Annotated in this window: 13 protein-coding genes; 10 read left to right on the top strand and 3 right to left on the bottom strand. The window is 63.7% G+C overall.

What is annotated here, in order from left to right; genetic code table 11:
* Positions 1 to 20 precede the first annotated feature (20 nt).
* From P3T40_RS31765 to P3T40_RS31740, 6 genes are all read left to right on the top strand, one after another.
* Entirely contained in the window at positions 21 to 542 is a 522-nt protein-coding gene (locus P3T40_RS31765) for a MerR family transcriptional regulator (RefSeq protein ID WP_429271680.1), read from the top strand.
* A complete protein-coding gene (locus tag P3T40_RS31760; RefSeq protein ID WP_429271679.1) occupies positions 539 to 2,095 on the top strand; it encodes an MFS transporter in 1,557 nt (518 codons plus the stop codon). Before P3T40_RS31765 ends, P3T40_RS31760 begins: the two co-directional genes overlap by 4 nt.
* Positions 2,096 to 2,098: 3 nt before the next feature.
* Complete coding sequence (locus tag P3T40_RS31755) at positions 2,099 to 2,926, top strand: M90 family metallopeptidase (protein WP_429271678.1); 828 nt, start codon at positions 2,099 to 2,101, stop codon at positions 2,924 to 2,926.
* Between the two features lie 188 nt (positions 2,927 to 3,114).
* Positions 3,115 to 3,378 (top strand): type B 50S ribosomal protein L31, encoded by a 264-nt coding sequence (locus P3T40_RS31750; protein ID WP_429271677.1) that lies wholly within the window; start codon positions 3,115 to 3,117, stop codon positions 3,376 to 3,378.
* 283 nt (positions 3,379 to 3,661) lie between these two features.
* Positions 3,662 to 5,434: an ArnT family glycosyltransferase gene (locus P3T40_RS31745; protein WP_429271676.1), complete on the top strand. Its 1,773-nt coding sequence runs from the start codon at positions 3,662 to 3,664 to the stop codon at positions 5,432 to 5,434.
* 2 nt (positions 5,435 to 5,436) lie between these two features.
* Positions 5,437 to 6,816, top strand: coding sequence for an MATE family efflux transporter (locus tag P3T40_RS31740; protein ID WP_429271675.1), 1,380 nt, complete (start codon positions 5,437 to 5,439; stop codon positions 6,814 to 6,816).
* 50 nt (positions 6,817 to 6,866) lie between these two features.
* On the opposite strand, the gene P3T40_RS31735 is transcribed toward P3T40_RS31740, so the two are convergent.
* Together P3T40_RS31735 and P3T40_RS31730 are read right to left on the bottom strand one after the other, a co-directional pair.
* Entirely contained in the window at positions 6,867 to 7,292 is a 426-nt protein-coding gene (locus P3T40_RS31735) for a carboxymuconolactone decarboxylase family protein (protein WP_429271674.1), read from the bottom strand.
* Positions 7,244 to 7,702, bottom strand: coding sequence for a MerR family transcriptional regulator (locus P3T40_RS31730; protein ID WP_429271673.1), 459 nt, complete (start codon positions 7,700 to 7,702; stop codon positions 7,244 to 7,246). The genes P3T40_RS31735 and P3T40_RS31730 overlap by 49 nt, the downstream gene beginning before the upstream one ends.
* Positions 7,703 to 7,857: 155 nt before the next feature.
* Between P3T40_RS31730 and P3T40_RS31725 the strand changes: the two genes are divergently transcribed.
* The 4 genes from P3T40_RS31725 (at position 7,858) to P3T40_RS31710 (ending at position 17,823) form a co-directional block, all read left to right on the top strand.
* Positions 7,858 to 13,977, top strand: coding sequence for an MG2 domain-containing protein (locus tag P3T40_RS31725; protein ID WP_429271672.1), 6,120 nt, complete (start codon positions 7,858 to 7,860; stop codon positions 13,975 to 13,977).
* A 32-nt stretch (positions 13,978 to 14,009) separates the two neighbouring features.
* On the top strand, positions 14,010 to 16,442 hold the full coding sequence (pbpC, locus tag P3T40_RS31720; RefSeq protein ID WP_429271671.1) for a penicillin-binding protein 1C: 2,433 nt from the start codon (positions 14,010 to 14,012) through the stop codon (positions 16,440 to 16,442).
* Between the two features lie 175 nt (positions 16,443 to 16,617).
* Complete coding sequence (locus P3T40_RS31715; protein WP_429271670.1) at positions 16,618 to 17,241, top strand: ComEA family DNA-binding protein; 624 nt, start codon at positions 16,618 to 16,620, stop codon at positions 17,239 to 17,241.
* Positions 17,242 to 17,319: 78 nt separating this feature from the next.
* Positions 17,320 to 17,823 (top strand): YidB family protein, encoded by a 504-nt coding sequence (locus P3T40_RS31710; RefSeq protein ID WP_429271669.1) that lies wholly within the window; start codon positions 17,320 to 17,322, stop codon positions 17,821 to 17,823.
* A 149-nt stretch (positions 17,824 to 17,972) separates the two neighbouring features.
* On the opposite strand, the gene clpB is transcribed toward P3T40_RS31710, so the two are convergent.
* Entirely contained in the window at positions 17,973 to 20,570 is a 2,598-nt protein-coding gene (gene clpB, locus P3T40_RS31705) for an ATP-dependent chaperone ClpB (protein WP_429271668.1), read from the bottom strand.
* Between the last annotated feature and the right edge of the window lie 30 nt (positions 20,571 to 20,600).

Genomic DNA, 20,600 nt, shown 5'->3' with positions numbered 1-20,600 from the left:
CACGCCGCCTGCTATCTGTTATGTCGAAGGACTCTCCCACTCTGCTGACCGTACGTGATGCCGCCGAGCGCCTCGGTGTCACGCCGCGCACGCTGAAGTATTACGAGGAACGCGGCCTCGTCTCACCCACACGCAGCGAAGGCCGTTACCGCCTTTACGACGAGGAAGACCTCCAACGCTTCGACCGCATCCTGCGTCTGCGCTCGCTCGGTTTTTCCTTGCACAGCATCACCGAGATGCTGAAGCAACCGCTCGAACCGATTGATGGTCGCAACCGCTACTCAACCGAATCACTGCAGCAGATTCGCGACGCCATCGCGCAACAGGTCGATGCGCTCGACGCACGCATCGAAGCGATGCGTCGTGAACTGAACGAAGCGCAAAAACTGAGAGCCGAGCTGAGTCCTGACCTGGACTATCTCGAACGGCGCCTCGCCGGCGAGAACGCCGACGCCTTGCTGGAGCAGCGTCGCAATGCACTCGCGAAAGGTGACAATACGTCTGCGGCAAAACGCACCCGAAAGCTGCGCGAGGCGTCGTGAGCGCGACCTCATCCAACGTATCGCTGTTCAGCGTCGAAAAACTGCGCGGCGATTTCTTCCCTTGGGTGCTGGCGGTCGTCACCGGCCTCGACTATTTCGACAACGCCATCTTCTCGTTTTTCACGAGCTACATCGCAGGCGGTGTCAACGCGTCCCCCGATGAGCTGGTGTGGTCGTCGAGCGCGTACGCCGTGGCTGCAGTGCTCGGCATCCTGCAACAGCAATGGTGGGTGGAGCGCTTCGGTTACCGGCGCTACGTGGCCGGCTGCATGCTGCTCTATTCAGCGGGTGCGCTCGCCGCAGCGTTGTGCGAAACCTCCTTCGAACTGGCTCTCGCGCGCGGCTTTCAGGGCTACTTCATCGGCCCGATGATGGGCACCTGCCGCATCCTGATCCAGATGAGTTTCACGACGCAGCAGCGTCCAGTGGCGACGCGCGCGTTTCTGCTTTTGATCGTGCTCAGCAGCGCGCTAGCACCACTCGTCGGCGGACAACTCGTGGCGCATTTCGACTGGCGCGCGCTGTTTGCCTGCACTGCGCCCGTGGGCGTCCTGTTTGCCGTGCTGGCGCTGCTCGCCCTGCCGAATTCCGGCGGCCGCCAGCCGGAAGAACGCGGTTCGGCGCACTTCTGGCCGTACATAATTTTCGCGTTTGCCCAAGGCGCGCTGCAGATCGTGATGCAGCAACTGCGCTTCCAGTTGTTCACCGGCTCCCCCGGCCTGATCCTGCTGACCATCCTGGGAGTCGGCGCACTGGGCTGGTTTGCCTACCATCAATGGCGTCACCCGAATCCGCTCGTGCGGCTGCACGCCTTGCGCGAGAAGACGTTCCAGGTCGGGATCGTCCTCTACATGTTCTACTACTACCAGTCGACCGCTTTCAGTTATCTGATTTCGCGCTTTCTCGAAAGCGGCCTCGGTTACCCAGTGGAGAACACGGGGCGCCTCGTCGGCGTGACCTCGCTGATTTCCGCCAGCGCGTTATTCATCTACCTGCGTTACTCGAAGCTGCTGCCGCGCAAGAAGTGGATCATCGTGCCGGGCTTTGCGCTAGCCGCGTTCGCCGCGGCGTGGATGACGCGCATGGAACCCGGCGTCGGTGAGCCGGCCCTGCTCGTGCCGCTGCTGCTGCGCGGCTTGCTGTTACTGTTTATCGTGCTGCCAGTCGCCAATCTGACGTTTAGAATCTTCGCTATCGAGGAATTCACGCACGGCTACCGGCTCAAGAACATCGTGCGGCAATTGACGATCTCGTTTGCCACCGCGTCCATGATCATCATCGAGCAGCACCGCGAGGCGCTGCATCAGGCGCGCCTTGCCGAGTTCGTGAATCCGTTCAATCCGGCGTTCCAGAACACGTTTGCCACGCTGACAAGAGGCTTCGCTGCCAGCGGCCGCTCGCTGGCCGAAGCGCACGCGTTGGCGATGGCACAGATTGCCCGGACGGTCGCGCAGCAGGCCAGCTTTTTGACTTCGCTCGACGGCTTCTATTACCTCGTTGGCGTAGCAGTGTGTGGCGGCATTTTCGCCGCGTGGCAAAAACAGATTGACTGAGCGATGCTATCGAAACTCACCCACTGGTTCGATGCGCGCCGCCGCGAGCGGGCGCTGCGCAACCATCCGATTGACGACGCGCTGTGGCAGGCGACGCTCGCCGGCCTGCCGTTCCTCAATCAGCTCGAAGCAGCAGACCTTGCACGGCTACGCGAACTGAGCAGCCTCTTTATCGCGCAAAAGGAGTTCTCCACCGCGCACGAACTCGAACTGACCGACGCAATGACCGTCGCAATCGCAGCCCAGGCTTGCTTGCCGGTGCTGAACCTTGGGTTGGACCTGTATCGCGGCTGGGTCGGCGTGATTGTCTATCCTGGCGAATTCGTGATCCGCAAAACGGTCGAGGATGAAGACGGGGTTGTCCATGAAGTCGAGCACGACGCCAGCGGCGAAGCCTGGGAAGGCGGCCCGGTGGTGCTGTCGTGGGAAGACGCGCAAATGACGGATGGGACCGACGCCTATAACGTCGTGATCCACGAATTCGCGCACAAGATCGACATGCTGAGCGGCGAGGCCGACGGCCACCCGCCGCTCTTTCGCCGCTGGCACGCACCGCTCGATGCGACCGCCTGGGGCGAGGTGTTCGACCATGCCTACGATCATTTCTGCGCCAGGGTGGAGGCCGTGCCGGACCGCCGTTGGGCGCGTTTCGAGCGGGAATCGCTGATCGACCCGTACGCGGCGGACCATCCATCGGAATTTTTTGCCGTTTGCAGCGAGGCGCTGTTCGTCCAGCCGCAAGCGTTCGAAGCCGAATACCCAGAGCTATACCGGCTGCTGGCCCGCTACTACCGGCAGGATCCGGCGCGGGTGGGGACGCTGCAAGGCTAATCAGCACCCAACGCGGCCAAGCTGCACGGCGGCCCGCCAGCTGTGAAAAAACCTCCGCAAAGATCGTCAACCGACTGATTTTCTGGCATAATCACCGTTTTTCGACCTTAGGCAAGTGGCTCGCGCCAAAATGCTTCCGCTCCAGCGGCTGCACGCGGGTTGGCTACCGCCAGACTAGAGGAATTACCATGAAAGAAGGCATTCACCCCGATTACCGCGAAGTCCTGTTCGTCGATATGTCGATCGACTTCAAGTTTGTGACCCGTTCGACCATCCATACCCGCGAAACGGGCGAGTTCGAAGGCAAGACCTACCCGCTCGCCAAGATCGAAGTGTCGTCGGAATCGCATCCGTTCTACACCGGTCAACAAAAGATCATGGACACGGCAGGCCGCGTCGAGAAGTTCAACAAGAAGTTCGGCACGCGCGCTACCGGCAAGGCAGCCAAGTAATACCGGCCTCGCCACCGGCTGCAAGCCGGACGGGTGTTCAGGCACCAGCACAAGAGGGCAGCGTAAGCTGCCCTTTTTTGTCTCCTGGCGCCGGCGCCTTCTTAGGTCCCTATCCGCACCTTAGATGACTCGTTACAGGGCTGTGCGCAACGTTGCGGCCTGTTACTGACCGTGACGCGCGCTGTGCGCCACGTCTACAATGCCGGATGCTGCGAATCGGCCATGCTGCCAGGTACCCTGCCCGGCGCCGGTCGAAGCGCTTATCCGAGATCAACACATCCGCATGAGATCAGTCGTTCGCCTCACTGCCTCCGCCACGAGCGCCCTGCCGCGCTGGCTGTTGCTGGCCATCAGTATTGTCTACGCCTCGTTCGGCCTGTTTGGCCGCGATCCGTGGAAGAACGAGGATGCAGCCGGCTTCGGCGTCATGTGGACCATGGCCAAGGGCAACGCGCACGACTGGCTGTTTCCGAACCTGGTTGGCAAATACCTGACCGACAACGGCCCGCTCGGCTACTGGCTCGGCGCCAGTTCGATCCGCGCGCTGGCGCCCTGGGTCGACGCCAGCAACGCCTCGCGCGTCTTCACCGGCCTGCTCTTTTGCGGCGCCTGCGCATTCGTCTGGTACACCGCCTATCTGCTCGGCCGGCGCGCTGAGGTCCAGCCGTTCAAATATGCGTTCGGCGGCGAGCCGGAACCGCGCGACTATGGCCGCACGCTCGCAGACGGCGCGCTGCTGATTCTGCTGGCCTGCTTCGGCCTCGCCGAGCGCGGCCACGAAACCACGCCGCAACTCGCGCAGTTCGTCTGCATTGCGATGCTTCTCTACGGCCTCGTGCGAATCATCGATAAACCGATCCAAGGCGCGCTGGTCTGGGGCCTCGCGCTCGGCCTCGTGGCGTTGGCGAGCAACCCCGTGCTAGTGGCGGCGTTGCTGGTCGGCACGCTCGTCATGACGATCATCGTGCCTGCGGCGCGCACGCGCTGGCTGCTGCTCGCCGGATTGCCGGTTGCGCTGGTGGTGTCGACGTCGTGGCCGGTTGCCGCCCTCTCCGCCTATCCGGACGACGCCGTCTGGTATCTCAATCAGTGGGTGAGCACCAGCATCAATGCGTTTGCCGGGCCGCCTGGCTCGGTGGCCCGCTATGCGCTGAAAAACCTGCCGCTCTTCACATGGCCCGCCTGGCCACTGGCGATCTGGTCCTGGTTCAGCTGGTCGGGCCTGCGGCGCGCGCCGCACGTGGCGATTCCGCTGTCGGTGATCACGCCGTTGCTGATCCTCGTCGTGCTGCAGAGCCATCAGACCAACCTGCTCTTCATGCTATTGCTGCCGGCGCTCGCGGTGCTCGCCACGTTCGCGCTGCCCACGCTCAATCGCGGCACCATCAACGCGATCGACTGGTTCGCGCTCCTCAGCTTTACGATACTCGGCAGTACAGTCTGGCTGTTCTGGATCGCGGGCCTCACCGGCTTCCCGGCGCCGCTCGCCCGCAACATGGCCCGTTACGCGCCGGGCTTCGTGCCGCAGTTCAAAATGCTGTCGTTCATCTGTGCGGTCGCGGTGACGGTGTGCTGGTTCGTGCTGGTCCGCTGGCGCCTCGCGCGCCATCCGAAAGTCTTGTGGCGCAGCGTGGTGCTTTCCAGCGCCGGTACGACGCTGATGTGGGTACTCGTGATGACGCTGTGGCTGCCCATCATCAACTACAGCCGGACTTACAAGGACGTGGCCGAGCAGATCGCGAGCCACCTGCCGGACGACTATAGCTGCATTTCGCCGGTGCGCCTCGGCAACGCGCAGATTGCGACGTTTGCCTATTTCGGCCACATGCATTTTGCGTTCGATCAGGATTGCGACGTCATCCTGCGCCAGGACACGCAGGACTACGGCGAACCGAGTTCGATGTCGAACTTCGTCTGGAAGCTGGTGTGGGAAGGCCGCCGCGTCGCCGACCGTGACGAGCGCTTCCGCCTGTACGTCCGCATCGACCGTCCGAAGCCGCCCGCCAAACACCGCGCCTGGCGTCCAAAGCAAGCCGCTCCCGCCAACACGGACTGATCATGTTCGCTGACGTGCGGAAAATCGCCGCGCTCGCCTGGCCGGTGTTGATCGGCCAACTGGCGATCATTGCGTTCGGCGTGATCGACACGGCGATGGTCGGACGCTACTCCGCCGTCGACCTTGCGGCGCTTGGCCTCGGCTCGTCGATCTACATCTCGGTCTATATCGGCCTGACGGGCATCCTCACCGCGCTGCAGCCGATTGCCGGCCAGTTGTACGGCGGACGCCACTATCGGGAGATCGGCGAGGAAGTCCGTCAGTCGTTCTGGCTTGCGCTGGCGCTGATGACGATCGGCTTCCTGGTCCTGTACTTCCCCGAACCAATCCTCCACCTTGCCCGCGTGCCGGCGGCGCTGCACGAACGCACGGTCGCCTATCTGCAGATCCTGGCGTTCGGCTTGCCGGCCGGTCTGACATTTCGCATCTATAGCTCGCTGACCAACGCGGTCGGCCAGCCGCGGCTCGTAATGATCCTGCAGGTCGGCGCGCTCCTGCTGAAGTTTCCGCTCAACCGCTGGTTCATCTTTGGCGGTCTGGGCGTGCCGGCGCTTGGCGGCCCAGGCTGCGCGCTTGCCAGCACCTCGATCAACTGGACGCTGGCCATCGTCGGCATGCTGTTGATGGCCCGGCTCGACGTGTTCCGGCCATTCGCGATCTTCGCGCACTTCTGCTGGCCGGTATGGCGCCGTCAGGTGACGCAGTTGCGCCTCGGTATTCCGATGGGACTTTCCTATCTGATCGAGGTCACGTCGTACACCTTCATGGCGCTTTTCATTGCGCGCTTTGGCACCACGACGCTCGCCGGGCATCAGATTGCCGGTAACGTCGGCGCAGTGTTGTATATGACGCCGCTTTCGATTGGCATTGCCACCTCCACGCTGGTTGCCCAGGCGCTTGGTGCGCACCGCCACGAAGCGGCGCGTACGCTGTCGCAACACGGCATCCTCATGGCGGTGATGATCGCCTGCTGCTATGGCCTGATCGTGCTCGCGCTGCGGCGGCTCATTATTGAGGGGTATACGCCGAACGCGCAGGTCGCGGCAGCGGCCATGCCACTGGTCCTGATCGTGGTGTTCTATCACGTGTTCGACTCGCTGCAGGTGACGACGGCTTTCGTGTTGCGCGCCTACAAGGTGGCGGTCGTGCCTACGGTGATCTATGCCGTCGCGCTGTGGGGCGTGGGGCTCGGTGGCGGTTATCTGCTCGGCTTCGATGTCGTCGGCGCGATACCCGTCTGGTTGACCGGCGCGCGCGGGTTCTGGTTCGCCAATATGGCGAGTCTCGCGATTGCCGGTTCCGGGTTGTTGGTCTATTTACGCTCGGTCAGCCGGCGGTATCTGCAGGCTGATTTTCAGGCGCAAATGGATAAGGTGGCGTAGGCGGTTAGAGCGCGCCGGCTGTTGTTGGAGGCGCCGGCGGCGGCGGACCGTTAGTTGCGTTTCACGCACCGCTCTTGCACCCCCCGCTCGTTTGCATCACGTCGCTCGAACACTTCCTGCGCGGCAAACAGCGCGTTCAGCGACGCCGGAAACCCCGCGTAAAGCGCCATCTGCATGAACACCTCGACGATCTCGTCACGCGTACAGCCGACATTCAACGCGGCTTCGATATGCACTTTCAACTGCGGCTGCGCGCAACCGAGCGTCGCCAGAGAAGCAATCGTCGCAATCTCCCGCGAACGCAGATCGAGTTGCGGCCGGCTGTAGATGTCGCCGAAACCGAACTCGATCAGCAGCCGCCCGAAATCCGGGGCAATTGGCGCGAGCGCGGCGATCACCCTTTCACCGGTGGCCCCATCGATCTCCTTCAGCTTGTTCCAGCCCCGGGTGTAGCGGTCGTTCTGTGCGTGTTCCATGGTGAGTCCTTGTCTGGTTGAGGGTTGTCGACCTGTCGTGTCACCGTGCGTTCAGCCGCCTCGTAGTACGCGATCTTGTCGACGATCGCCTCGAGGTTGGTCTGCAGCTCTCCGATATGCGCGAGCACCGCATCGCGATGCGCCGCCAGCATTTCGCGCCGCGCGCCGACCGTGGCCTCACCTTGCGCCCGTAACGCAGCGAATGCCTGCATCCCGGCGATCGGCATGCCGGTCGCCTTCAGACGCATCACGAACTGCAGCCAGTCGAGGTCGGTGGGCGCATAGAGGCGATGACCCGCCTCCGTGCGACCGACGGCCCGAATCAGGCCGGCCTGTTCGTAGTAGCGCAGCGTGTGCGTGGAGACGCCGGTGGTGGCGGCGACCTGGCCAATGGTGAGTGCTTCTGACATGACGGAACTCAGGTTAGGACTTCGAGTGCACTCTAAGTCAAGCGGTCTGCAATGTCATCGACGATCAGGATGTTCTGACGTTTAACAAGGTTGGGGATACTGATGATCGTCCGGTAGAATCGCCAGCACTCTGTAAGCGAACAGGAGCGTGGTCGATGCGAAGCGGCACCCTCAGACGAACGTGGATGTGGGCAACGATAGCAGCGCTCAGCCTGCTGGCAGCCGCTTCGTGGCGCGTCGATGCAGCACGCATCACCAGCGTCTCGCCGCAAGGCAAGGTGACGCAGGTTCGGCAGGTGGTCGTTAAGTTCGACGAAGCGATGATCGCGTTCGGCTCGCCCGCGGCTGCCGCTCCGGCACAAGTGCATTGCAACGACGCGGCCGCGAGTAGCGGTCAGGCACACTGGATCGACGACAAAACCTGGGCGTGGGACTTCGCCGCGGACCTGCCGCCGGGCGTGAGCTGCACCGTCGATCTCAACGACGGGTTGAAGTCGTTTGCCGGCCACTCCATCACGGGGCCGCACCGCTACGCGTTTCAGACCGGCGGCCCATTCGTGCAGGAGATCCGTCCGGACAGTGGCGAGATCGAAGAAGATCAAGCGTTCGTCTTGCAGTTGAACGGCCCTGCCACGGACGCATCGGTGCACCAGCATATCTGGTGCGAATCGAGCGGCCTCGGCAACCGTATTCCCGTCAAGAATCTCGACGACGCTGCACGCGCCGCGCTGCTCAACCACTTCCGCCTGAAAAAAGATGCGGCTCGCATCCTGACGCTCCAGTGCCAGCAGACGCTGCCGTCCGCCACCAAGATGCAACTGGTCTACGGCGTCGGGGTGGCGAGCCCGAGCGGGCTCGCCAATGACGTCGAGCGCCGCTTCGACTACATCGTGCGCGAGCCCTTCGCCGCGAGTTTCTCCTGCGAGCGCGAGAACGCCAAGGCGCCGTGTACGCCGCTGCGTCCGGTGCAGGTGCGCTTCAACGCGCCGATCAGCCGTGCCGATGCCGAAAAGCTCACGCTCAAGGGCCCCGGCGGCGCGATCTCACCGACCTTCAAACCGGATGACAAGGATTCCGAAACGTTGACAGTCGAATTCGCGGCGCCGCTGCCCGAACACGCCGAACTCACGATCGAGATTCCCACTAACCTGAAAGATGTCAGCGGCCGCGCGCTCACCAACACCGACCTGTTCCCCCTCAAGACCACCACGGCGCCCATGCCGCCGCTTGCCAAGTTCTCGTCGGGAACTTTCGGCATCGTCGAACGTTTTGCGGAACCGGACATGCCCGCGCTCGTGCCGGTGACATTGCGCAATGTCGAAGCGGACCTGCATGTGGCGGGACTGAACGCCGGCAACGCCCAGTTCACCAAACTGCGCGTCGATGCCGACACCGATATCCGCAACTGGATGCGTCTCGTCGACCGCTTCGACGGCTATTCGATGAATCGCTCGACCATCGACTCGCTGATGCCCGGCCTGCTGCAGCGCTCGAAAAATCCGGTGTACGTGCCGCGCGCGCCGGACGAGTCCAGCGACGACGACAGCAAGAAAGACCCTGAAATCGACATCCGCTCGCTGTCGCTGCTTGCGGGACAGCGCGGCGTTGAAACCCTCGCCTTGCCGAAGGAAGATCCGAAGGCACTGCGTCCGTTCGAAGTGGTCGGCGTGCCGGTGACCAAACCGGGGTTTTACGTGATCGAACTGGCTTCACCCGCGCTGGGCGCGTCGCTGTTGAGCAGGAAAGCGCCCATGTACGTGCGCACTGCGGTGCTCGTCACCAATCTGGGCGTGCACTTCAAGCAAGGGCGTGAGAACAGCGTCGTGTGGGTGACCTCGCTCGACAATGGCCAACCGGTGCCGAACGCCGCCATCCAGGTGAGCGATTGCAACGGCGCCCCGCTCGCCGACGGCAAGACTGATGCGCACGGCGTCCTGACCATCGAAAAGCCGCTCTCACCGGTGAAGCAATGCGGTGACGGCAGCTACGAAGGATTCTTCGTCTCGGCGCGCGTCGACAATCCGAAGACCGGTCCCGACATGGCGTTCGTGCGCTCGGACTGGAACCGCGGCATCGAGTCCTGGCGCTTCAATGTGCCCACCGACACGAGCATCGAGCAGACGGTTCGCGCGCATACCATCTTCGACCGCACGTTGTTGCGCGCCGGTGAAACGGTCTCGATGAAGCATCTGATTCGCGTCGAAAACTTGCATGGCTTTGCTTATCCGCAGAAGTATCCGACGCGGGTGACGATTCGCCATCTCGGTAGCGGCCAGACCTATCATCTGCCGCTCAAATGGGCGGCCGACCATAGCGCCGATTCGAGCTTCACGATTCCGGTGGCGGCGAAGCTGGGCGAATACAGCGTCACGCTCGATGATGGCGATCCGAACGCAACGGCGTCCTCCAGCGGCGCGAACGGCAACGGCAATGACAGCGGCTCGAGCGACGATGCTGACGCCTCCGATGACAGCGACAACAGCCCCTCGCCGTCCATGAGCTATGAGTCCGGCAGCTTCCGCGTCGAGGAATTTCGCTTGCCGGTATTCAAGGGCACGATTGCCGTACGGGATGAAAAGACCCATCCGCTGGTCGCGGCGAAAGAAGCGCCGCTTGCGCTGCAGATCGATTATGTGTCGGGCGGCGCGGCGTCGAACCTGCCGGTGCAGGTGTCGGCCTTGCTCAAGAGCACGACGCCCGGCTTTACCGACAGTTTCCCGGACTTCAGCTTCACGCCCTACACGCCGCAAACCGGCGACGACACCTCGGCCTCCGATGACGAGGACAGCGATACCCAGCAACCCGCCGACGACGGCGCCAAACTGATCGCCGACAAGGAAGCGGTCACGCTCGATCGCAACGGCTCCGGTGCCTTGACGCTCAAGAATCTGCCGCACGTCGACGCGCCCAAACGCCTCGCACTGGAAGCCACCTTCGCCGATCCGAACGGCGAGGTGCAGACCCTCTCCGGCGGCGCGACGCTGTGGCCGGCGGCGGTCGTCGCCGGCATCAAATCAGGGCAATGGGTTTCGGTCGGTAACACGGTGCCGGTGAAGGCGCTTGCGGTCGACCTGCAAGGCAAGCCGCGCGCCGGTGTGGCCCTCGATGTGCACGGCTTTGCACGCATCACGACGAGTTCGAGAAAGCGCATGGTCGGGGGCTTTTACGCCTACGACAACCATACCGAGAGCAAGGACCTCGGCTCACTATGTAGCGGCAAGAGCGACGATCATGGTCTGATGACCTGCGACGCAAAGCTGCGCGACGCCGGCAACATCGACCTCGTGGTCACGGCCAAAGACGGCGACGGCAATGTGTCGACGGCGAGCAGTTCGGTGTGGGTCACGCGCGAAGACGAGTTGTGGTTCGGCGGCGAGAACACCGACCGCATCGACGTCCTGCCAGAGAAGACCGCCTACGAGCCCGGCGAGACCGCCCGCTTCCAGGTGCGCATGCCGTTCCGCTTCGCCACCGCGCTCGTCGCGGTCGAACGCGAGGGCATCCTCGAGACGCACGTCGTCCAGCTGGACGGCAAGGATCCGACCGTCGAGCTGAAGGTCAATGAGGCCTGGGGGCCAAACGTCTACGTGTCGGTGCTGGCGTTGCGCGGCCGGATTCACGAAGTGCCGTGGTATTCGTTCTTCACGTGGGGCTGGAAGGCGCCGCTCGAGTGGGCCCGCGCGTTCTGGTACGAAGGCCGTCAATATGAAGCGCCGACGCCGCTCGTCGACCTGTCGAAGCCAGCGTTCCGCTATGGCATGGCCGAAATTAAAGTGGGTACGGCGGCGCACAAGCTTGCCGTGACGGTCACACCTGATGCGAAGTCCTACACGGTGCGTGGCAAGGCGCACGTCAAAGTGTACGTGCAGATGCCAGGCGGCAAGCCCGCCCCTGCCGGCACGCAGATCGCCGTCGCCGCCGTCAACGAGGCCCTGCTCGAACTGATGCCGAACCAGAGCTGGGACGTGCTCGACGCGATGCTCGAGCGGCGTGCCTATGGCGTCGAAACTTCGACCGCGCAAATGGAGATCGTCGGGCGCCGTCACTTCGGGCGCAAGGCCGTGCCGGCAGGAGGCGGCGGCGGACACAGCTCGACGCGCGAACTGTTCGACACGCTGCTGCTCTGGAATCCGCGCGTCACGCTCGACGCCAACGGCGAGGCCTCGCTCGATGTGCCGCTCAACGATGCGCTGACGAGCTTCCGGATTGTCGCCATCGCGGCGGTCGGTCCCGGCACCTTCGGTACGGGCAGCACGTCGATTCGCAGCACGCAGGATCTGCAACTGATCTCCGGCTTGCCGCCGCTCGTGCGCGAAGGCGACGTGTTCCGTGCCCAGTTCACGGTCCGCAATACGACCGCACGTGCGATGAAAGTGGTCGTCACGCCGAACGTGCCTGGCCTCACGTTAGCCGCGCAAACGGTGGATCTCGCGGCAGACTCGGCACGCGAAATCGCATGGACCGTGACAACACCCGATGGCCTCGCCGATGCGCCGTCCGGCGCGCTCACGTGGAATGTGGCTGCCGCCGAGCAAGGCGGCCCGCACGCCAGCGACGTCCTGAAGATCGCGCAACGCGTCACCGCTGCCGTGCCCGTCACCGTGCAGCAGGCCACGCTCGCGCAAGTCGATGGCACGCTGTCGCTGCCGGTCGCCGCAGCGCCGGACGCGAGCACGACCCAGGCCGGCGTGCTGCGCGGGGGCATTTCGGTGTCGTTGCAGTCGAAGCTCTCCGACGGCATGCCAGGCGTGCGCCGCTGGTTCGAACGCTATCCGTACAACTGCCTCGAACAGCAGACGTCGCGGGCCATCGGCCTGCGCGATCCGGCGCAATGGCAGGCGGTGGTGGCGAAGATGCCGGTCTATCTCGACCGCGACGGTCTCGCCAACTACTTCCCGCCGAGCGACGACAGTCGCAGTCAGGGTAGCCCGACGCTCACCGCTTATCTGCTCGCCGTCAGCAATGAAACGTCGAAGCTCGATCCGCGTTTCGCGCTGCCCGACGATGTGCGCGGCAAACTCGAAGCGGGTCTGGTGGGTTTTGTCGAAGGCCGTATCGAACGCAATGCGTGGGCGCCTCGCAAGGATCTCGACCTGCGCAAGCTCGAAGCGCTCGAGGCGCTGTCGCGCTATGGGATGGCGCAGGCCCGCATGCTTGGGTCGATCGAGATCGTGCCGAACCAATGGCCGACGTCGGCGGTGCTTGACTACTACGCGATCCTGTCGCGCGTGCCGGATATTCCGCAGCGTGACGATAAGCGCGCGCAACTCGAACAGATCCTGCGGGCGCGGCTCACGTATCAGGGCACGCGCCTCACGTTCTCAACCGAGGCCGACGACGATCTGTGGTGGCTCATGACCGGCACCGAAGACAACGCCGCCCGCACCGCACTCACTTTCGCCGATTCCCCCGCGTGGAAGGACGAGATGCCGCGCCTCGTTGCGGGCCTGCTCGCGCTGCAACGCAATGGCGCGTGGCAGACCACGACCGCTAACGTGTGGGGCTCGCTCGCAGTCGAGCGTTTCTCGCAGGTGTTCGAGAGCACCCCTGTCACCGGACAGACGAGGTTGCAACTCGGTATGTTCGACAAGACGATCTCGTGGAGCCAGGCCGCGCCACCCGCAGCGAGTTCAGCTACGGCCGCCACGCAAACCAAGAACACCCGCAGCCAGCTTCTGCCATGGCCGCCGGCGAATCAGGGCACGGCGACGCCGTTGACGCTGACACAAGACGGCACCGGCAAACCGTGGGCGACCATCGAAAGCCTCGCCGCTGTGCCGTTGAAAACGCCATTCGTGGCCGGCTACCGCATCACGAAGACGGTCACCCCGCTCGACCCGGCGGTGAAAGGCGTCTATACGCGTGGCGATGTGGTGCGGGTGCGTCTGGACATCGACGCGCAAACCGATATGACCTGGGTGGTCGTCAACGATCCGGTGCCCGCCGGAGCGACGATTCTCGGCTCGGGTCTGGGACGCGACTCGGAGGCAGCCACGCAGGGGGAAAACAGCGGAGATACTGGAGACAGCGCCGACCGTGGCGCGTGGCCGGCGTTTATCGAGCGCGGTTTCGAAGGTTATCGGGCGTACTACGATTATTTGCCGAAGGGGAAATTTTCGGTCGAGTACACGGTACGGCTCAACAACGTCGGCACGTTCGGTCTGCCGCCGACGCGTGTCGAGGCGCTGTATGCGCCGTCGACGTTCGGCGCGTTGCCGAATGCGCCGCTGGTGGTGGTCCCCGCAGCCGGCACCGTTCCTGCGGCCTCGAAATGAAGCACACGGATTTTGCAGCGTAAATTGAAGCGATGAGCCACGGTTACGACAACGCACCGCCCGACACTTGCACCAGGGCTCGAAGCCTGGGGACGTGGGGCGGCGAGCGCGGCGCAAGAATAATTGGGCTCACCGCATGGCTCAAGCGTCTTCGCACCGGCATCCTCCGCGCGCCGCTGCCGCTTGCCCGCGTAACGGTGTGCGTCAGCCTGTTCGGCACCTCGCTCAGCGCGTTTGCCCTGCCCTCGTTCGACGAAGTCCACGCCCGCTGGCACAGCTCCGACTGGGTGCTGCTGGCGCGCGACGGCCAGCCGCTGCAACGCACCCGCATCGACCACAGCGAGCGGCGCGGTGACTGGGTCGCGCTCGCCGATGTCTCGCCGGCGCTGCGTCAGGCCATCGTCGTCTCCGAAGACAAGCGCTTCTACGAACACAGCGGAGTCGACTGGCGCGGCGCAGCGGGGGCTGCCTGGGCCAATCTATGGAATACACGCACGCGCGGCGCCTCGACCGTGACCATGCAGCTCACCGGCCTGCTCGATGACGACCCGCAACGTTCAGGACAACGTTCGATCGCGCAGAAGGCCGGCCAGGCGGTCAACGCATTGTGGCTCGAGCGCACCTGGCGCAAGGACCAGATTCTCGAAGCCTATCTGAATCTGGTGCCCTTTCGCGGTGAAACGATCGGCTTGTCGGCGCTCTCGACGACGCTGTTCGGCAAGGCGCCCTCCGGGCTCGACGTGCGCGAAGCGGCGGTGGCCGCTGCGCTGATCCGCGCACCGAACGCCCCCTACGCAAAGGTCAGTGAGCGCGCCTGCCGGATTCTGCGTGACATGCAGGCGGCCGGCCAATGCACAAATCTCGGCGGCTTCGTGCAACTGGCGTTCGCCCGTCCTGCGCCGGCCACCGTCTCCATCACGTCGGATGACGACGGCCTCGCGCCGCATTTCGCGCGGCGCGTCGCGGCTGAGGTGCGTCCGGTCGCCGGCGCCCGCGTGCGCTCCACCCTCGACGCGAACCTGCAACGTTTTGCACGCGACACCCTCACCCGCACCTTGCTCGAGCTGAATGCCCGCGCGCATCCGCGCAACGTGCAGGATGGCGCCGTGGTGGTACTCGATAACGCCACGGGTGAGGTGCGCGCCTGGGTCGGCTCGTCGGGCGCGTTGTCCGGCGCCCGCGACGTCGATGCGGTACTCGCGCTGCGTCAGGCCGGCTCGACGCTCAAACCTTTCCTGTATGCGCAGGCCATCGACGAACGGCGGCTCACCACGGCGTCGCTGCTCGACGACGCGCCGCTCGATCTCGCCGCTGGCGGCGGCCTGTACATCCCGCAGAACTACGACAAGGACTTCAAGGGCTGGGTCAGCGTGCGCACCGCGCTCGGCTCATCGCTGAATGTGCCGGCGGTGCGCACGCTGGTCATGGTGACGCCGCACCGCTTCGCAAAGACACTCACTGCGCTCGGTCTGCCGCTCAAGCAAAGCGGCGATTACTACGGCTACAGCCTCGCGCTCGGCAGCGCGGACGTCACCCTGCTCGCGCTGACCAACGCCTACCGTGCGCTGGCGAATGGCGGCGTCGCCGGTGCTACGGCGGATCTGCCGCGCCGCCAGGCCGCGCCCGGTGACACCGCAGCGAAAACGGCGCAACGCGTCTTCAGCGTCGACGCGAGTTTCATCATCACCACGGTGCTATCGGACAACAACGCGCGCACCCGCACCTTCGGCTTCGATAGCCCGCTCGCCACGCGCTTCTTCTCCGCGGTCAAGACCGGCACCAGCAAAGATATGCGCGATAACTGGACGATCGGTTTCACCTCGCGCTATACGGTAGGCGTCTGGGTCGGCAATGCGGACGGCACGCCGATGTGGGACGTGTCGGGCGTGACCGGCGCGGCACCGGTGTGGGCTGCGATCGTCAGCTACCTGCATCGGCGTTTGCCGAGTACGCCGCCCACCGCGCCAGGCGGTGTGATTCAGACGCACGTCACGTTTGAAAACGGCGTCGAACCCGCACGTGACGACTGGTTCGTGCGCGGCACGCAAACCCCGATCGTCGCACTCGCAGCGGATGCCGGCGCCTCCGTACAACGCGTCTCGACGCGCGGCGCAGCGCATATCGGCGCGCCCACAGACGGCACGATCTTCGCGCTCGACCCCGACATTCCGGCGTCGCGACAGCGTATTTCATTCGAGCGGGCGAGCGGAACCTCGACGCTGAGCACATGGCGTCTCGACGGCAAGACGCTTGGCCACGCGCCGCGCGTGCCGTGGCTGCCGTGGCCCGGGCATCATCTGCTGGAGTTGGTGGATGCTGACGGCAGCGTCGCCGATGCCGTGCGCTTCGAAGTGCGCGGCGCGGTAGCCCGCACGCCCGGCGCCGGTGGCACCCGTGGCGCCGGCACGGGAACGGGCACCGGCACCGGCGCATCACCGATCGCGTCACAAAGGCCTACGAAATAGTCAAAAGGTTTAAATAGTGTCCACAATGATTTACTTGTCACGAATCGATCGGTATAAATCGGCGGTTTTCACCGGAAGGGCACGCAATTTATCCTATGCTTAAGCGCAGCGCGTGCTGACTGGATGCGTCGTCCGTTCCCGGCTAACTTTTTTTGCCCTCAATGGAGTGCTTGCCATGCTGAAGAAGCTGCTCATGCTTTGCGTTGCCTTGGCTTTGTCGCTGTCAGCCGGATTCGCCGCTGCGGTGGAAGTCAATTCCGCCGATCAGGCGACGCTTGAAACCGTCAAGGGCATCGGCCCGGTTCATGCGAAGGCGATTATCGACGAACGCACCAAGAACGGCCCGTTCAAGGATGCAGACGATCTCGCCACGCGCGTGAAGGGTATCGGCACCAAGTCGGTGACTAACCTCGAAGCAGCAGGCCTCACGATCAACGGCTCATCCACACCGCCGAGCGGCACGAAGGCGGCCGCGAAGTCGGGCGCCACAACTACAACGAGCACGGGCACACCGGCAGCGAAGACCCCGGCCGCCGCCACGACAGCAGCGACCACGACAACGGCCGCGACTGCTGCACCGGCAACCGCCGCTGCAAGTGCGCCTGCTGCAGCATCGGGCGGCAAGGCTTCGAAGTCGAAGAAGAAGAGCAAGGCGGCTGCGTCCGAGACGGCCGCTGCCTCGGCTCCTGCCGCAGCGGCTGCAAGCGCACCCGCGGAAGCATCGGGCGGCAAGGCTTCAAAGTCGAAAAAGGCGAAGAAGAGCAAGGCAGCATCGGCTGCCGCAGCTTCGGGCACCTGATATTCGTCAGGTGGAAGCAGTAAAGTAGTTCACCTGAGCGCATACGCTATCGGCCACGCCCTGCTTCCTATCCATTCGGTGCCGCGCAACCGCGCGGCGTTTTCACCCGCCAGCGTCTCTACCGAACGCCGGCATTCAAGAGAGACCGTCATGAGCCTACTCGATACATTTGGTTCCTTGCTCGGCCAGTCGCCCCAAGGCGGCGGCGGACAGCAGGCCCTTCTCAGCACCGCGCTTGAGTTCGTCAATAACCAGCCGGGCGGCCTGAATGGCCTGATCCAGCAGTTCAAGGACAAAGGCGCTGGCGACATCATCAGTTCTTGGATCAGCAACGGCGAGAATCAACCCATCGCCGCAGACACGCTGCATAGCGTGCTCGGCTCGGATACCGTCACCAACCTTGCGGCCAAGGCTGGCGTGCAGCCCGATCAGATCACGGGACTGCTGTCGCAGATCCTGCCGCACGTCGTCAATGCGGCCACGCCAACCGGTGAGGTCCCCGCGGAAGGCCAACTGAACGCGACGAGCGTACTGGGCGCACTCGGTGGTCTGGAGTCGCTGCTCGGCAAGGGCAACGCGTAACATCTGAACGTATCACCCGCTGGCTGCCGATTCGGGCGCGCCGCGGCAAATACGCCTCGACAAATAAAAAGGGCAACGAATCGAATTCGTTGCCCTTTTGCCTTCGCTCGTCAGGCGCGGCTTAACCATCGCCGCCCCGCAGATCGCGCTTAGTGCACGACCCGGTCGAACACCAGCTTGCCGCCCTCGACCTCGACCGGAATCACATCCTTCGGGCCGAACTTGCCGGCGAGAATCAGCTTGGCGACCGGATTCTCGATCTCCTGCTGGATCGCACGCTTCAACGGCCGTGCACCGAACAGCGGGTCGTAGCCAACCTTGCCGATCAGATCGAGCGCCTCGTCCGACACGACCAGTTGCATGTCGAGCTTCGCCAGCCGTTCATGCAGCCGTTGCAACTGGATCTTCGCGATCGACTGGATGTTCGAGCGATCGAGCGCATGGAATACGACGACATCGTCGATCCGGTTGAGGAATTCGGGGCGGAAGTGCAACTTCACTTCTTCCCACACCGCATCCCTCACGGCTTCCTGCGGTTCGCCGACCATCGACTGGATCACCTGCGAACCGAGATTCGACGTCATCACGATCACCGTGTTCTTGAAGTCCACGGTGCGCCCTTGCCCATCGGTCATGCGGCCATCGTCGAGCACCTGCAACAGCACGTTGAAGACGTCCGGATGGGCCTTCTCGATCTCGTCGAGCAGGATCACGCTGTACGGCTTGCGACGCACGGCCTCGGTCAGGTAACCACCCTCTTCATAGCCGACGTAGCCCGGTGGCGCGCCGATCAGCCGCGCGACGCTGTGCTTCTCCATAAACTCGCTCATGTCGATACGGATCAGATGATCTTCCGAATCAAACAGGAACGACGCCAGCGCCTTGCACAGTTCGGTCTTGCCCACGCCCGTCGGGCCGAGGAACAGGAACGAGCCATACGGACGATTCGGGTCCGACAGGCCCGCACGCGAACGGCGGATGGCATCGGCGACCGCTGTGATCGCTTCGTCCTGACCGACCACGCGGTCATGCAACTTTGCTTCAATCTGCAGCAGCTTTTCGCGCTCACCCTGCATCATGCGCGAGACCGGAATGCCGGTGGCACGCGACACGACTTCGGCGATTTCCTCGGCGCCCACTTGCGTGCGCAACAGACGGGGACGGGTCGGGTTGTTCTGCTCCTTCGCTTCGGCCTGTGTCACTTCCTTCAACTGCGCTTCGAGCCCCGGCAGCTTGCCGTACTGCAGTTCGGCGACCTTCTCCAGTTTGCCTTCGCGTTGCAGCCGGATGATTTCCGCGCGGGTCTTCTCGATCTCTTCCTTCAGCTGCGCGCTGCCCTGCACGGCGGCTTTTTCCGCGGTCCAGATTTCTTCGAGGTCCGAATAATCGCGGTTCAGCTTCTCGATTTCTTCCTCGATCAATTGCAGGCGCTTCTGCGACGCTTCGTCTTTTTCCTTCTTGACGGCTTCGCGTTCAATCTTCAACTGGATCAGGCGGCGATCGAGCCGGTCCATCTCTTCGGGCTTCGAATCGATTTCCATCTTGATCTTCGAAGCCGCTTCGTCGATCAGGTCGATGGCCTTGTCCGGCAGAAAACGGTCCGTGATGTACCGATGCGACAGTTCCGCCGCCGCGACGATCGCCGGGTCGGTAATATCCACGCCGTGGTGCAGCTCATACTTCTCCTGCAAGCCGCGCAGAATGGCGATGGTCGCCTCCACTGACGGTTCGTCGACCAGCACCTTCTGGAAGCGGCGTTCGAGCGCGGCATCCTTTTCGATGTATTTGCGATATTCATCGAGCGTGGTCGCGCCGACGCAGTGCAGCTCGCCACGCGAGAGCGCCGGCTTCAGCATGTTGCCTGCATCCATCGCCCCTTCGGCCTTGCCCGCGCCGACCATGGTGTGGATTTCGTCGATAAAGACGATGGTCTGGCCTTCGTCCTTGGCGATATCGTTCAGCACGGCTTTCAGGCGCTCTTCGAATTCGCCGCGATACTTGGCGCCGGCCAGCAGCGCCGCCATATCGAGCGACAGCACGCGCTTGCCTTTGAGCGTTTCCGGCACTTCGCCGTTGACGATACGCTGCGCGAGGCCTTCGACGATGGCCGTCTTGCCGACGCCCGGCTCGCCGATCAGCACCGGGTTGTTCTTGGTACGGCGCTGCAGGATCTGAATCGACCGACGAATCTCGTCGTCGCGGCCAATCACCGGATCAAGCTTGCCCGCGCGCGCACGTTCGGTCAGATCGACGGTGTATTTCTTCAGCGCCTCGCGCTGGCTTTCGGCGTCCTGGCTATGCACTTGCGAGCCGCCGCGCACCGCGGCAATGGCCGCTTCGAGCGACTTGCGCGACAAGCCGTGCTGACGCGCGAGGCGCCCGGCTTCGCCCTTGTCGTCGGCGACCGCGAGCAGGAACATTTCGCTCGCGATAAATGTGTCGTTGAGCTTCTGGGCTTCTTTATCGGCCTGATTGAGCAAACCGGTCAGTTCGCGGCCGATCTGGACGTTGCCGTCAGTGCCTTGGACCTGCGGCAGACGCGTAATCGCGTCGTTGAGCGCCGTTTGCAACGGCTGAACATGCACGCCAGCGCGCGACAGCAGCGAGCGAGCCGCCCCGTCCTGTTGCGCGACCAGCGCAGCGAGCAGGTGGAGCGGTTCGATGTATTGATTGTCATGGCCAACGGCCAGACTCTGCGCATCCGCCAACGCTTCCTGGAATTTAGTGGTGAGCTTGTCGACTCTCATCAAGAGACCTCCAATTTTCGAATATCACCA

It is taken from the genome of Paraburkholderia sp. EB58 (assembly GCF_050436665.1).
Lineage (GTDB): Bacteria > Pseudomonadota > Gammaproteobacteria > Burkholderiales > Burkholderiaceae > Paraburkholderia.
The sequence above is the reverse complement of the archived record's forward strand: the minus strand, read 5'-3'. Positions and strand labels throughout refer to the sequence as shown.